Below are 14,467 nucleotides of genomic sequence, written 5' to 3'. Positions count from 1 at the left end.
TCCCTGCCCCCTCTCCCCCAATCCACACTCCGTGGGGGTTCCAAGTTCCCCTGCCTCTTTGTTGACGCTGCTGCGGTTTATAGCCAGGTGTGTTGGCTTTTTCAGTAGATGCAGAGCGGCTAGACATGAAATATCAGTCGTCGCAAAGTCTCGGTAAAGAAAGTGATTCTTCTCCAATTTGCAATCTATAGCGTCTTAGGGCTAACTTATTTGGGGTTAGCATTGGGCTACATTCCTGGTTTACGCATGAACCGTGCCACGATCGCTTTGGTCGGTTCTGCCTTTTTAATTGCTTTAGGTGTTCTGAATTTACAGGAAGCATGGCAGGCTATTGATGCCAATACCATCGTATTTCTCTTGAGCATGATGGTAGTTAATGCCAACCTATGCTATGCAGGGTTTTTTAGGCGATCAATCTCAGCGATATTGAGTATAACTCGCAGTCCTCTAGGTTTGTTGATTGCTTTAACTTTTGCTAGTGGTATTCTCTCCGCCTTTTTTCTCAATGACACTATAGCGTTGATTTTCACACCCTTAACTTTGAGCCTGACTCAAGCTTTGGGTTTAAATCCGATTCCTTATTTACTAGCGATCGCAAGTGCAACTAATATAGGCTCCGTAGCAACTTTGAGCGGTAATCCCCAAAATATCCTGATTGGCTCCTTTTCAGGTATCTCCTATCTAGATTTTTTGCGTGTATTAACCCCAGTTGCCTTTGTCGGCTTGGTAATTCAGGTAATATTGCTGTGGCTACTTTACCCAGATGTGCGCTCAGTCAAACCTTGCCAACAGGTAATAGTTGATAACCAACGGATTTTTAAACCCTTATTTAAAAAAACATTAGTCATCACAATTGGGCTGCTAATTGCATTTACTGTCGGTTTACCGTTAGGGGAGTCTGCTTTAGTTGCTGCTAGCTTATTGCTAATCACTCGGCGGATTAAACCGCAACGCATTTTGCAAAAGGTTGATTGGAATCTGCTGGTAATGTTTTCTGGATTGTTTATCCTGACGCGAGTCACGCAAAAGTTGAATTTACTCCAGCCATTTACCCATGCAATCAACTCTGCTGCGAGTTTTTTGGGTGTAACTGTTGTCTTATCTAATTTAATTTCTAATGTGCCTGCTGTACTTCTGCTGCATCCCCTGGTTCCTCCAGGTGACAGTAAGTATTGGCTATTGTTGGCAGCTGGATCAACTTTGGCTGGTAATTTGACTTTGTTTGGTTCCGTCGCCAACTTGATAGTTGTAGAAGCTGCTGCGGATTTAGGTTACAAGCTAACTTTTTGGGAACATCTGCGCTTTGGAGCGCCGTTAACAGTGTGTACTTTAGTTTTAGTATACCTCTGGGTTCATTGAGGATATGTAGCAACAACCCTAAGCTGAAAAGACCTGCTGGGCTGTCAGGGTTAGTTCTGCGAATGTTTGAGAAATAATCTGCTGGTTTCCAGTAAACACAGTTTGCTTGTAACTACCATTTAGAGAGTATGGTAAATGTGACTCACCAGACGTTGTAATTCAACGCGCTGAGAGTAGATTGGGGGAAAATGCCTATGACTTATTTGATAATAATTGTGAACACTTTGCTACATGGTGTAAGACAGGTATACATACAAGCGAACAAGTAAAAAATGCTGAAGCAGCTACAAGAGGAGCGTCTGGAAGTAAAGCCGCAGTTGCTGGTAGTATTGGTGTTGTCAGTGCTGCTGGAGCCGCAGCTGGACTAAGTGGAGCCGGGATTATGTCAGGTCTAGCTACAGTTGGTGGAGTTGTTGATGGGGGAGCTGTTGCAGGCATTGGCGCACTTGGTATGGCTCCTGCTGCTATAACAACCCTGGCAATGAATAGTGTTTTAGAAGATAACGAAAATCTTACTAGCGAGGAGCGAGAAGCTCGTGCTGTTGGCAGAACGATGACGACTGTTGGTGCTGCTGCTGGTACTGCGGGAGCCGTTGGTGCTGTTGCAGCTGCTGGAAGCGTTGCTGGTCTTAGTGTTGCTGGAATCACTTCAGGGTTAGCGGCTGTTGGGGCTACAGTTGGCGGTGGTATGGCAGCAGGTGTAGCGATCACAGTTGCAGCACCAGCAGTTGCAGCCGCAGCAGTTGGTTATGGTGCTTATTGTTTCTGGAAATGGATATCAGAATAATAAATCAGCAATTTAGAGACAGTTGGTTATACCCACTATTCAACCTTTATTAAGGTAAATGATTTTTCTCTAACTCTCATACAGAAGCGCAAAGACGTTCAGAAAAACTCTGCGTCTTTGCGCTTCTGTATGAGATTTTTATCTTAAATTCCCTACGATGCCACTTGAGCAGCAGTCCGAGTCCGCCGTCTTCTGCCATCGGCAACTTTTACGGGTGGCTCATCAGGGATTTGCATCAACAAAGTCACAGATGGCTGACATTGCAATTCCCGACGGATGGAACGTTGCAATTCTCGTTCTAAAGTTCCTTGCAATCCACCCCAGTCTATATCTGCTGCTTGACCTTCGCCAGGAGCAAATTCTGTCCAGCGCACAGTTAAGATTTCTTCAATCCGTTGTTTTACCCAGGTTTGTAAGAGCGATCGCTCTACACTTGTAACTACACCCCGTAGGTGAATTTCTGGTTTTGCCAACAGTTTACCATTCCAATCAATGGCAGCTGCAATTGTAATAATGCCTTCTGAAGCCATGCGTTGCCGTTCTTGCAGCACTTTGGCACTTACCATACCCGAACTAGTAGTATCCACTAATTCGATACCAGATGGCACTTTACCCGCGACGCGAATAGCATCTTCAGTCAGTTCGACAATATCACCATTCTGAATAATGATCGTGTTTTCTGCGGGAATGCCCATACTCTGAGCCGTTTCTGCGTGCTTCACTAGCATCCGATGTTCGCCGTGAAATGGCACAAAGAATTTGGGTCGAGTTAAGGCAATCATCAGCTTTTGTTCTTCCTGACAGCCGTGACCGGAGACATGAATCCCTTTATCCCGCCCATAGACCACTTTTGCACCCTGAATCATCAATTTATCAATGGTGTTGACTACTGCGATCGTATTTCCGGGAATTGGGTTAGCAGAGAATACAACTGTATCTCCTTCGCGGATTTTGATGTGAGGATGTTCTTTGTTGGCAATGCGGGTCATTGCTGCCATCGTTTCACCCTGAGAACCTGTAGTTAAAATTAGTACTCTCTCATCAGGTAGATTGCGGACTGCGTGCAATGGTTGCAGCAGATTATCTTCACACTTGATGTAACCTAAATTGCGGGCATGAGCAATCAAGTTCAGCATCGAACGCCCTACAATCGTCACTACACGGTTTTGCTTCTTGGCGATATCCAAAATCATGTTGATGCGATGGACGCTGGAAGCAAAGGTAGTGACAAATAATCGCCCAGTAGCTTGACTAAATACTCTCTCAAGATTGGGATAAACTGAACGTTCGGAAGGTGTAAAACCTGGTACTTCAGCGTTAGTAGAATCACTTAGAAGGCAAAGAACGCCTTTTTCACCATGTTCTGCTAGGCGCTGCAAGTCAAACTTTTCACCATCCACTGGGGTATGGTCAATTTTAAAATCGCCTGTGTGAATGACTACACCAAGGGGAGTATGAATGGCAACAGTGAAACTATCAGCAATGGAGTGGGTGTTGCGGATATATTCAACTAAAAAGTTTTTACCAATCCGCACTACATCACGTGGTAGAACTGTTCTAATTTCTGTGCGATCGCGCACTCCTGCTTCTTCTAATTTACCCTCTAGCATTGCCATTGCTAGTCTGGGCCCATAAATCACGGGGATATCAAATTGCTTGAGATGAAAAGCAATCCCGCCAATATGGTCTTCATGACCGTGAGTAACGATCATCCCTTTAATTTTGTGGCGATTTTCCCGCAGATAGGTCGTATCTGGCAGAACAATATTTACTCCATGCATCGCCTCTGTGGGAAAAGCCAATCCTGCATCTAACAAGATAATTTCATCGTCATACTCAAAAAGACAGGTATTTTTCCCAATTTCGTGTAAACCGCCCAAAGGAATAATTTTCAAGGCGGAATTATCAGCTTCGTTTTTAGCCATTTTCTCCTTAGATTGTTACTTGTGGTTAATTTAGTTGATAGTTAACGAACTTATATTTAAGACAACATTATTTGTTTCTTAATTCAGTCCCAAAGCAATCAAGTTTTAATTGAAGATTTCAATTTTTTATTCAATAAAATCGACCGTACACTGAAGAATTTATAGTATGTTTATTAGTCCTAGCACAGATTTTTAAATTGCAACTTATGAACAATTATGAGCATTGTTTATATGTATCTTTAGAAAGCAGCAGATTAACAGCCCTTAACCGCATGCTGGCTAGATTAAACTAAGTTCTTTCAGAACCGCTTCTAACTTTTGACTTACTTCTAAATCAGCTTCACATAGGGGCGGACGAGTTGAACCAACCTCCCAACCTTGAAGTTTCAGTGCTTTTTTCACTGGAATGGGATTTGAAGTGAGAAATAAAACTTTAAACAACGGGAAGAGTTGGAGATGAATGTTGCTTGCTACCTCAATTTTCCCCGCACTAAAAGCTTGGATCATCTGCTGTAGTTGGTTTCCTACCAGATGAGAAGCCACACTTACCACGCCTTTTGCCCCGATGGCTAACAAGGGCAAAGTCATGTAATCATCACCAGAGTAGATGTGGAATTCTTTTGGTGTCAAGCGACGAATTTCAGTTGCCTGATCTATACTACCAGTGGATTCTTTAATTCCGACAATATTGCTAACCTCAGCTAACCGGGCAACTGTTTCTGGCTGAAGGTTTTGTCCGGTACGACCGGGGACATTATATAACAACAGAGGTAAGTCGGGACAGGCTTGTGCTATGGCCTGAAAGTGCGCTTCCAATCCCGCTTGTGGCGGTTTGTTGTAATAAGGGACAACTTGTAAGGAACCATGTACTCCTATTTTAGACGCTTTTTGGGTGGCTGCGATCGCTTCTTTGGTGGAATTTGAACCACAACCTGCGATCACCTTGGCTTTTCCTGCCACGGAGTGCAATACCTCGACAAACAGCTGGTATTCCTCATCCCAACTTAGGGTAGGGGATTCTCCAGTTGTGCCGCACACCACCAATGTATCTGTACCGTTGTTAGCTAGATGTGCCGCAAGTTCTGCCGCTACATCATAATCTACACTACCATCTGCTTTAAACGGCGTAATCATAGCGGTTAAAACATTGCCAAAATCTCCCACCCTGTTTTCACTCCTGATTACCCATATTTTTATATCTTGGTGGTTTTCTATTGTAATAACCTATGTGCAAATTTCTTTCAACAGTAATTTGCACATTTGCTTATTTTCATTAGTTGTTTGTTTTTACTAATGATTAGCTTGAAACGTAAGCTTTAGCTGGTTTGAGTAGATTTTTTTCTACGAGCAATTCGGCGATTTGTATTGCATTTAATGCTGCGCCTTTGCGGATTTGGTCACCACACAACCATAATTCCAAGCCACAGGGATGAGAAATATCCTGACGAATTCTTCCCACTAAAACTTCGTCTTTACCAGTTGCTTCAATTGGCATCGGAAAATAGTTAGTTTCCCAATTTTCTACCAACTTCACTCCAGGGGAGGTATTTAAAATTTCTCTGGCTTCCTTTGCACTAAAGGGAGTCTCAAATTCTAAATTAATGGCTTCTGAGTGGGCGCGGAGTACGGGAACCCGTATACAGGTTGCAGTGATTCTGATTTGCTGCGTCCCGAATATTTTTCGGGTTTCGTTGACCATTTTCATTTCTTCCTCACAATAACCCAAATCGTTTAATGGTGAGTTATGCGGGAATAAATTAAATGCCAGTGGGTAAGGCAATACCTCAGCGACTGGCGGCTGTCCTTGTAGTATAGCGCTTGTTTGCCTTTTGACTTCTACCATTGCTCTAGCACCAGCACCACTAGCAGATTGGTAGGTTGCGGCTACGATGCGTTGCACTGGTTTAATTTTATGCAATGGCCATACTGCCACTGCCATTAAAATTGTCGTGCAGTTGGGGTTGGCAATAATGCCTTGGTGATAAGCTGCGGCTTGTGGATTTACCTCTGGCACTACTAAGGGAACTTCCGGGTTCATCCGAAAGGCACTGGAGTTGTCAATTACCACTGCGCCTTTTTCGACAGCAATTGCTGCCCAAGCTTTGGTTGTGGAACCACCAGCACTAGCTAGTACTATATCGACATTTTCTAAGGCGCGATCGCTCACTGCCTCTATTGGTAGATTTTCTCCTTTAAACCGCAGCGATCGCCCTACACTCCGCTCTGATGCCAATAGCTTCAAGTCAGCAATCGGGAAATTACGGATTTCTAATAATTCCAGCAACTCTGTGCCAACGGCACCAGTCGCCCCCAAAATAGCTACATGATAGGATTTAGACAAACTCACTTCCTCCTTTAAGAGGTTTATTTGCAATTTTTTGGAACATTTGAAGATTTACTTATATTTAAATGGCGATCGCTGCTTTGAAATACATTTTCAATAAGTTTAAATTTTTTAATTTAGTCTATTCTCTGTCAATCTCTAAATTTCTAATATATTTAATACATTTATTTTCTTGGCTATTTAATAATTTAAGTTATGTTGCACTGTACAACAATGGCTATCCAATTTTTCCATCGATTTAAATTTTTATATCATTATACAACAAACAGTCATTTAGCAGAAAAATAGAGATATCTGCACTTAGGCGTTTCATAGGTATCCCACTTGTAAGGCTAACGAACGTCTTAGCTTCAAAGTTGCTTACCAAGATGATGAATATACTATGATCTAAATGGATAAAACCAGCACAGTATAAAACTGAGCTATACGGTTAGGTAATAGATGCGATCTTGTATCACAACTTAATAATAGCTAGACTCAATACTATAAGTTTAACTTGGAGTACTAACTAGTCGCTGAGAACCAGGATATCACGGCGTTAGGCCACTGGGTAATTAATTCCTAAGTTTCAGAGGGAGTAAAGAAAGGAATAGGTTACAGGGTACAGATTATTCTTATTCCCTATCACCTCTTACCTATCACCCCTCCTCTAATCCCAATGCCCCCATTAACTGAATTGTTATGAAGGTAAAATGTCAAGTCCTTGGTGATTGGCAGTAAACTGGATCTTTGCCCCAGGACAAACATTCATCCTTGGATGTCATAAAGCCTTTTGGCAAACTCCCATTCCCTTAAGACACATCAAGCCATAAACGCAAACAATTATTGCATCTTGTGTGTACTTGGAGTATAAAATACCAGAAAACTAGAGACGAAGCATGAAAGTTACCCAGGAAAAACTTCCCGCCAGCCAAATTGGCCTGGAAATAGAGATTACGCCAGAAATTACCAAGCAAACTTACGAACAGGTCATTAAAAACTTAGCGAGTACTGCCAATATTCCTGGGTTTCGTAAAGGCAAAGTGCCTCGGCCGATATTGCTACAACGGCTGGGTACAACTCGTATCAAGGCAGCAGCGCTGGAAGAATTAATTCAAGACGGTATTGAGCAAGCGGTTAAACAAGAAGCTATCCCGGCAATAGGTCAGCCGCAATTGCGCTCCTCTTTTGAGGATTTGATTAAGAATTATGAACCTGGAAAACCTCTAACAATTTCGGCTGCTGTTGATGTAGAACCAGAAGTAAATTTAGTTCAGTACACTGACTTGCAAGCTAGGGCTGAAGAAGTCAAGTTCGATCCAGAACGAGTAGACGCAAACCTTGATAAGGAACGTCAAGAATTAGCGACATTGATTCCTGTAGAAGGACGTGCAGCCCAAATCGGTGATATTGCCGTAGTCGATTTTAAAGGTTCATTCGCCATTGAGGGCGAAGACGAAACAGCTGAACTAGAACCGATTCCCGGAGCCGAAGCAACTGATTTTCAAGTTGAGTTACAGGAAGATAAGTTTATTCCAGGCTTTATTTCGGGAATAGTGGGGATGAATCCTGAAGAAACCAAAGAAATTGCGGCACAGTTCCCAGATCCTTATGCTAATGAAGATTTAGCTGGAAAAGCCGCAACTTTCACAGTGACACTCAAAGAACTGAAGGAAAAGGAACTACCAGAAGTAAATGACGATTTCGCCCAAGAAATCAGCGATTTTGAAACCTTAGAGGAGTTACGCGCTTCTTTGGTAGAGCAATATCAAAAAGAGGCGGACGACAAAACAAAAACAAATAAACAGGAAGCGTTGTTAACGGAACTGCTCAAGCACGTAGAAGTTGACTTACCAGCAACCATGATTGAGCAAGAAGTGGATGCAATGCTAACGCAAACAGCAATGCGGCTGTCTCAGCAGGGATTGGATGTGAGGAAGTTGTTTACTCAAGATATTATTCCTCAATTGCGGGAGCGATCGCGCACTGAGGCAATTGAACGTATTAAACGCTCTTTGTCCTTGCGTGAAGTGGGTAAACGCGAATCTATCCAGGTAACACCAGAAGAAATTGCAACCAGAGTCACAGAACTTTTGGAACAGTACCCGGAGGAACAAGACGTTGATGAAGATAAACTGCGCTCAATCGTGGAAAACGAACTATTAACCGAAAAAACCATCGATTGGCTCTTAGAACACTCTTCAGTTGAACTTGTACCTGAAGGTTCGTTGAATCCCATAGAGGAAATAGAAGCCACAGAATCAGATGCTGATGCTGATGCACCTCAGACAGAGGAAGAAACCATCGAAGCTTCAACAGAAGTCACAGAAGGATAATTAAAAATCCCACAACCATCAATTCACCAGTTCTGAGTTAAAGTACTGGTGAAATGGGTAAGGTAAAAAAGATGAGGGAGCAGGGAGCAGGGCGAGAAATAACGAATGCCCAATGCCCCATGACTTTTGACTCCTGAAAACTCAGGCATGAAGACAGAATAATTAAAGAATTAATGAATTTTCAGCAAATTGTGACACATGTTATTGCCTGAGCTTGATACTGTGTTACACGAGAGGAAATTATATGAGGCATAATGGTTAACACATACCTATAAAAATCCCATTCGTCGAAAAGGCAGCATCTGCTGCTGAAACATTTGTCCTAAATTATCGTCAAAGAAAGCTTGTATGCTTGTATCGCAGTCGGGAAATAACCCCATCAGCAACCAAAGTCGAATAAAGATTAACTCCCAGTTGAGCAGCCCTAGCAACATCGTGCCGATGGTGGTGGAACAATCTGGCATGGGAGAAAGGGCTTTCGACATCTACTCCCGCCTGCTGCGAGAGCGGATTATCTTTTTGGGAACGCCAATAGACGATACCGTAGCCAACTCAATTGTGGCTCAGTTGTTATTCCTAGACGCCGAAGACTCAGAAAAAGATATCCAACTGTATGTTAATTCTCCTGGCGGCTCGGTCTACGCAGGGATGGCAATCTATGATACAATACAGCAAATTCGCCCTGATGTTGTTACCATCTGTTTTGGATTAGCCGCGAGCATGGGGGCATTTTTGTTGACAGCAGGAGCTGCCGGTAAGCGAATGTCTCTGCCCGACTCCCGGATTATGATTCACCAACCACTTGGTGGCGCTCAAGGTCAAGCCATTGACATTGAAATTCAAGCCAGAGAAATTCTTTACATTAAGGCTAAGTTGAATGAGTTAATGGCTCATCATACTGGTCAACCCATAGAAAGAATTGAAGCAGATACTGAGCGCGACTTTTTTATGTCGGCAGAAGAGGCGAAGAACTACGGTTTGATTGATCAGGTCATTTCCAGGCAAAATCTTCCCACAGCAGGGGAAAACGTCACCATTCTGAAATAAGAGGCTGGTATGTCTAAGTACGACTCCCATTTAAAATGTTCGTTTTGCGGCAAGTCTCAAGAGCAGGTGCGTAAATTAATCGCAGGGCCGGGAGTCTACATCTGCGATGAATGCGTTGACTTGTGTAATGAAATACTAGACGAAGAGTTACTCGATACAAATGGTGCGGCAGCACAACCGGCACCAAGAGCAGAACCACCTCAAAAACGGCGTACCCAATCTTCTAGTATTTCGTTTAATCAAATACCCAAGCCAAGAGAGATTAAAAATTATCTAGACGAACACGTCATTGGTCAAGACGAAGCAAAGAAAGTGCTGTCAGTAGCCGTTTACAATCACTACAAGCGGTTGGCGGTAATTCAGTCTAAAGCCACTGGCAAAGCTGCGGCAGATGATGCTGTAGAACTGCAAAAGTCTAACATTTTGTTAATTGGCCCAACTGGTTGCGGCAAAACTCTCTTAGCGCAAACCTTAGCGAAAATCCTGGATGTACCCTTTGCCGTCGCTGATGCTACGACGCTAACAGAAGCTGGGTATGTGGGAGAAGATGTGGAAAATATCTTGCTGCGACTGTTGCAAGTAGCAGATTTAGATATAGAGGAAGCGCAACGAGGAATTATCTACATTGATGAAATTGACAAAATTGCTCGCAAGAGTGAGAACCCGTCAATTACCCGTGATGTTTCTGGCGAAGGCGTGCAGCAAGCCTTGCTGAAAATGTTAGAGGGAACGATCGCCAATGTACCACCCCAAGGAGGGCGTAAGCATCCCTATCAAGACTGCATCCAGATTGATACAAGTAATATATTGTTCGTCTGTGGTGGTGCTTTCGTAGGCTTAGAAAAGGTTGTGGATCAGAGAGTTGGCAAAAAAGCAATAGGCTTTGTGCAACCTGGAGAAGGGCAATCTAAGGAAAAACGGGCAGCAGATACTCTTCGCCATCTAGCACCGGATGATCTAGTAAAATTTGGCATGATTCCAGAATTTATTGGGCGCGTGCCAATGGTAGCAGTAGTAGATCCGCTAGATGAAGAAGCGTTGATGGCGATTCTTACCCAACCACGCAGCGCCTTAGTGAAGCAGTACCAAAAACTGCTGAAGATGGATAATGTCCAGTTAGATTTTAAACCAGATGCTTTACGAGCGATCGCTCAAGAAGCCTATCGGCGTAAAACTGGTGCTAGAGCGCTGCGGGGCATTGTCGAAGAACTTATGCTGGATGTAATGTACGAGTTACCCTCTCGTAAGGATGTGACACGTTGTACAGTAACACGGGAGATGGTCGAGAAGCGATCAACTGCCGAACTGATAATACATCCATCTTCACTACCGAAACCAGAATCAGCCTAATAGTTATTAGTCATTGGTCATTAGTCATTGGGCAAAAAGTAAGGAATAATAACTATGTACCAAGGACAAATGACTAATGACAACTGACAAAGGATTAATGACTAATGCCTTATATTAATGTTCGTGGCGTTGAGCATTACTACGAATGGGTGAAAAAACCATCTGGTTCTTTGGAAAAACCAGTGATGGTTTTCATTCACGGTTGGGCTGGTTCAGCTAGATATTGGCAAAATACTGCTAATGCTTTCTCGGAGCAATTTGATTGTTTACTCTACGATATGCGGGGATTTGGCCGTTCTGGTGGGAAGCCAACCATAGCCGAAGCAAGTGAAGCTGTTGCCGAATCTGAGTCTCCCCAGGAAGAATCACAGGCAATCAGAGAATTAACTTATGAATTAGAGGAATACGCTGATGATTTGGCAGCTTTGTTAGATGGACTGCATCTTCAGCGTGTCTATATCAATGCTCATTCAATGGGCGCTTCTGTTGCTACTTTATTTTTTAACCGCTATCCCCAAAGAGTGGAACGAGGAATTTTAACCTGTAGCGGCATTTTTGAGTACGACGAAAAATCTTTTAGTGCCTTTCATAAATTTGGTGGCTATGTAGTAAAATTCCGTCCCAAGTGTTTAAGCAAAATTCCATTTGTTGACCGGATGTTTATGGCCAGATTTCTGCATAGTTCTATTCCACATTCTGAGCGGCAAGCTTTTTTGGAAGATTTTCTTGAAGCAGATTACGATGCGGCTTTAGGAACAATTTTTACTTCAGTCAGTAAGGCTCAATCTGAAGTGATGCCGCAAGAGTTTGCCAAGCTGACAGTGCCAACTCTACTCGTAGCGGGGGAATATGACAAAATTATTCCAGCGGAAATGGGGCGTCAAGCAGCTGCACTGAGTGACAAAGTGGAATTTGTGATGATTCCTAACACAGCCCATTTCCCAATGTTGGAAGATGCACCAACTTACCTGCGACGGGTACAAGAGTTTTTACAAATTAATACCCCACAACCACAAGTCGGATAACTGCTGGCGGTTTTTTACAGAGTTAAGTGTACCTGTGTGATACCTTGACGCATTTTATATTGTCGCTTTAACCAAGACTTTTTAATTGTTTTACGGAGCAAGGGAGCAAGTTGAATCAACAACGAACGCAGCAGTGCATTTTTCCGCAGTAGTTCGCCTTGTTTAGCTTCCTCTAACTGGAGTTGCTGGGCGCGGATAATTTCTGGCTCACGTTCTGCTTGGATGTGCGATAGTGCCATATCAATATCCTGGAGTTCGGTTTCTCTGTGCAATAGCGGCACAAGATGATTAGCAGCGACAATCACATCACGGAATGCTAGATTAATTCCTTGAGCACGGACAGGAGACATTGGGTGTGCAGCGTCACCCAGAAGCAATACCCCTGGTGCGTGCCATTGTGGACAATAACCAACGACAACAGAAAGCCGAATCGGGGATTCGATGGTGTCTGCATGATTACGGAAATGCTCTGCTAGCCATGAGGGTGATAGTGAGGCAAAAATCTCTGCCCAGTTGGCTTGCTTGGAGTCAGTGTTTTCGGTTGCCGACATTACCCAAGCCAGATGCAGTTTGCCTGACTCTGCTCCGTGAAAGATGCTAAATACGCGATCGCCATTTACAATAGTACGAAAAACATTATCGGCTGCAAACTCAGGAGTGGCGGCAAGTTTAAACCAGAGAATATCAATATTTTTGGGCTGGCGTACTAATTCTAATCCTATACGTTGTCGCACAAGAGAATTTCGACCATCTGCCCCAATCACTAGGTCAGCAGTTAGTTCTCTCCCATCGCTTAGTACTACACCTGCGACACGTTGATTACTCCAGCGTAAATCTTTGACTGGAACACCCTGGATAAATTCAAACCCATCAATGGTTTGAGCTTCAGAAATCAGTGCTTTGAGTAGCGGTGGTTGTGAAACCAGTGTACAGTGTCGGGTTGCTCCCATTGGTTCATCAACTCGAAACAACTGCTTTTCACCCAGAATGAATTCCCATGCGTCGATTTGTCGATGGGGAATATGCTCCAACAATGGCGATAGACCCATTTGTTCTAGTGCATCTAACCCACTGGGCATTAATCCCTCGCCGCGAAAAACACGATGAAAGTCTTTTGCTGCTTCAATTAACGTTACAGCAATACCACGTTTTGCAAGGAGCAGGGCAAGAGTTACACCTGTTGGGCCTGCGCCCACAATCAGAATCTGCACTACTTTATCCCTCCTTTATAGATGTTGGTCAAATTATCTTTGGATTAACCCAAACCCAATTCCCGTTTTAGCAAGTTAATTGAATTAGTACCTATATAATTTTCAACCTTAATCAGCTTTGGTGGACGAATAATATCTTCATCACATGCTTGCACAGCTGCTTGCACTGCCGCAAAACTGGCTTGATCGCTTATGATTACTTCAGCCCGTTTAACCATTGCCTGAAGTTTATAACCATCTTTTGGTTGCGAAGTCATCACTAGTAGTTCATCCCCTCGTAAACCGTGGAGGATGACTTCTGCTGCTCGTGCAATCCCGGAACTGAGGCTAACTATACCTACACAGTTTTCTTTTGGTAGGGTTTTCAATAGGCTGAGTTCTTTGCTGTAATCGTAGATATCCAGAGGAATTACCCGTGCAGCTTTAGGAGCGGCGATCGCTTCCACATTACTGATAAAATACCGACTTGTGACTACTGTCGCAGAGGTAGTTTTATCTAACACAGCTGTTAATTCTTCCATTGCTACCAACTGGACTGGTATTTTTAGCGATCGCTCTAATTCATACACCATCAACTCACCAGCACCCATGTCATAAGATGGAACTGCAACCAGTACTCGCGCACTACAACGCAAGCGCCAGTCAATTTCCGCTAAAAATAGCTCTCTGGCTTGATTGAGTGAACATCCTTGGGTGAGCAGATCATCGAGTGCTTTCTGGACAACTTGATATGCATCAGGATTTTGTTTGAGAATTGGTGATTGCAGCCTGCTACCACCCTCATGACCTTGGGGACGAACATAAATTCCCGAACCAGCCATACTTTCAACAAATCCGTCTTCTTCTAGTTGACGGTAAACTTTACTAATGGTATTACGGTGTAACCCAGTTTGCATTGCCAGCGCTCTTGTGCTTGGCAATTTGTAAGCAGGGGGATATTGCCGAGAAGCGATCGCAAACCGGATTTGATTAAACAGCTGGGTTGATGCGGGAATTTCGCTGTCTGGCTGAATACGGAATTGAATCATCACCAAACCTCCTGAATACTAAGTGCTGTTAGCGATAGCGGGGCGTTTAGCCCATGCTGAGTGCTGAGTGTTGCTT

At 43.5% G+C, this 14,467-nt stretch carries 10 protein-coding genes and 1 pseudogene; 6 read left to right on the top strand and 5 right to left on the bottom strand.

Annotated elements, in window-relative coordinates:
- Nucleotides 1-162 precede the first annotated feature (162 nt).
- Both ACFE90_RS27765 and ACFE90_RS27760 read left to right on the top strand, forming a co-directional pair.
- On the top strand, nucleotides 163-1,359 hold the full coding sequence (locus tag ACFE90_RS27765) for an anion transporter (RefSeq protein ID WP_375505625.1): 1,197 nt from the start codon (nucleotides 163-165) through the stop codon (nucleotides 1,357-1,359).
- A 151-nt stretch (nucleotides 1,360-1,510) separates the two neighbouring features.
- Nucleotides 1,511-2,146 (top strand): annotated as a pseudogene (locus ACFE90_RS27760) (lecithin retinol acyltransferase family protein); the annotation flags it as partial.
- A 152-nt stretch (nucleotides 2,147-2,298) separates the two neighbouring features.
- On the opposite strand, the gene ACFE90_RS27755 reads toward ACFE90_RS27760, so the two are convergent.
- The 3 genes from ACFE90_RS27755 to ACFE90_RS27745 form a co-directional block, all read right to left on the bottom strand.
- On the bottom strand, nucleotides 2,299-4,071 hold the full coding sequence (locus tag ACFE90_RS27755; RefSeq protein WP_375505624.1) for a ribonuclease J: 1,773 nt from the start codon (nucleotides 4,069-4,071) through the stop codon (nucleotides 2,299-2,301).
- A 279-nt stretch (nucleotides 4,072-4,350) separates the two neighbouring features.
- Entirely contained in the window at nucleotides 4,351-5,235 is an 885-nt protein-coding gene (gene dapA, locus ACFE90_RS27750; RefSeq protein WP_375505623.1) for a 4-hydroxy-tetrahydrodipicolinate synthase, read from the bottom strand.
- A gap of 133 nt (nucleotides 5,236-5,368) precedes the next feature.
- The gene (locus tag ACFE90_RS27745; protein WP_375505622.1) at nucleotides 5,369-6,412 is read right to left on the bottom strand and encodes an aspartate-semialdehyde dehydrogenase; all 1,044 of its coding nucleotides are present in this window, start codon (nucleotides 6,410-6,412) and stop codon (nucleotides 5,369-5,371) included.
- 881 nt (nucleotides 6,413-7,293) lie between these two features.
- On the opposite strand from ACFE90_RS27745, the gene tig reads away from it, so the two are divergent.
- The 4 genes from tig (at nucleotide 7,294) to ACFE90_RS27725 (ending at nucleotide 12,152) form a co-directional block, all read left to right on the top strand.
- Nucleotides 7,294-8,730 (top strand): trigger factor, encoded by a 1,437-nt coding sequence (gene tig / locus ACFE90_RS27740; RefSeq protein WP_375505621.1) that lies wholly within the window; start codon nucleotides 7,294-7,296, stop codon nucleotides 8,728-8,730.
- A gap of 348 nt (nucleotides 8,731-9,078) precedes the next feature.
- Nucleotides 9,079-9,777, top strand: a complete 699-nt coding sequence (gene clpP, locus ACFE90_RS27735; protein ID WP_375505620.1) for an ATP-dependent Clp endopeptidase proteolytic subunit ClpP — start codon at nucleotides 9,079-9,081, stop codon at nucleotides 9,775-9,777.
- Nucleotides 9,778-9,786: 9 nt separating this feature from the next.
- Nucleotides 9,787-11,127: an ATP-dependent protease ATP-binding subunit ClpX gene (clpX, locus tag ACFE90_RS27730; RefSeq protein WP_375505619.1), complete on the top strand. Its 1,341-nt coding sequence runs from the start codon at nucleotides 9,787-9,789 to the stop codon at nucleotides 11,125-11,127.
- Between the two features lie 104 nt (nucleotides 11,128-11,231).
- On the top strand, nucleotides 11,232-12,152 hold the full coding sequence (locus tag ACFE90_RS27725) for an alpha/beta fold hydrolase (RefSeq protein ID WP_375505618.1): 921 nt from the start codon (nucleotides 11,232-11,234) through the stop codon (nucleotides 12,150-12,152).
- Nucleotides 12,153-12,166: 14 nt separating this feature from the next.
- On the opposite strand, the gene ACFE90_RS27720 is transcribed toward ACFE90_RS27725, so the two are convergent.
- Both ACFE90_RS27720 and ACFE90_RS27715 read right to left on the bottom strand, forming a co-directional pair.
- Nucleotides 12,167-13,363, bottom strand: coding sequence for an FAD-dependent oxidoreductase (locus ACFE90_RS27720; protein ID WP_375505617.1), 1,197 nt, complete (start codon nucleotides 13,361-13,363; stop codon nucleotides 12,167-12,169).
- A gap of 44 nt (nucleotides 13,364-13,407) precedes the next feature.
- Complete coding sequence (locus ACFE90_RS27715; protein ID WP_375505616.1) at nucleotides 13,408-14,391, bottom strand: GntR family transcriptional regulator; 984 nt, start codon at nucleotides 14,389-14,391, stop codon at nucleotides 13,408-13,410.
- Nucleotides 14,392-14,467 lie beyond the last annotated feature (76 nt).

It is taken from the genome of uncultured Nostoc sp. (genome assembly GCF_964245445.1).
GTDB lineage: Bacteria > Cyanobacteriota > Cyanobacteriia > Cyanobacteriales > Nostocaceae > Nostoc.
Note: the sequence above shows the minus strand (reverse complement) of the source record. Positions and strands in the feature narration are given on the sequence as shown.

What these genes read in the sequence shown, in the direction of transcription:
- ACFE90_RS27755 (WP_375505624.1), bottom strand. Translation starts at nt 4,071, where the DNA reads ATGGCTAAAAACGAAGCTGATAATTCCGCCTTGAAAATTATTCCTTTG.
- tig (WP_375505621.1), top strand. Translation starts at nt 7,294, where the DNA reads ATGAAAGTTACCCAGGAAAAACTTCCCGCCAGCCAAATTGGCCTGGAA.
- clpP (WP_375505620.1), top strand. Translation starts at nt 9,079, where the DNA reads ATGCTTGTATCGCAGTCGGGAAATAACCCCATCAGCAACCAAAGTCGA.
- clpX (WP_375505619.1), top strand. Translation starts at nt 9,787, where the DNA reads ATGTCTAAGTACGACTCCCATTTAAAATGTTCGTTTTGCGGCAAGTCT.
- ACFE90_RS27725 (WP_375505618.1), top strand. Translation starts at nt 11,232, where the DNA reads ATGCCTTATATTAATGTTCGTGGCGTTGAGCATTACTACGAATGGGTG.
- ACFE90_RS27715 (WP_375505616.1), bottom strand. Translation starts at nt 14,391, where the DNA reads ATGATTCAATTCCGTATTCAGCCAGACAGCGAAATTCCCGCATCAACC.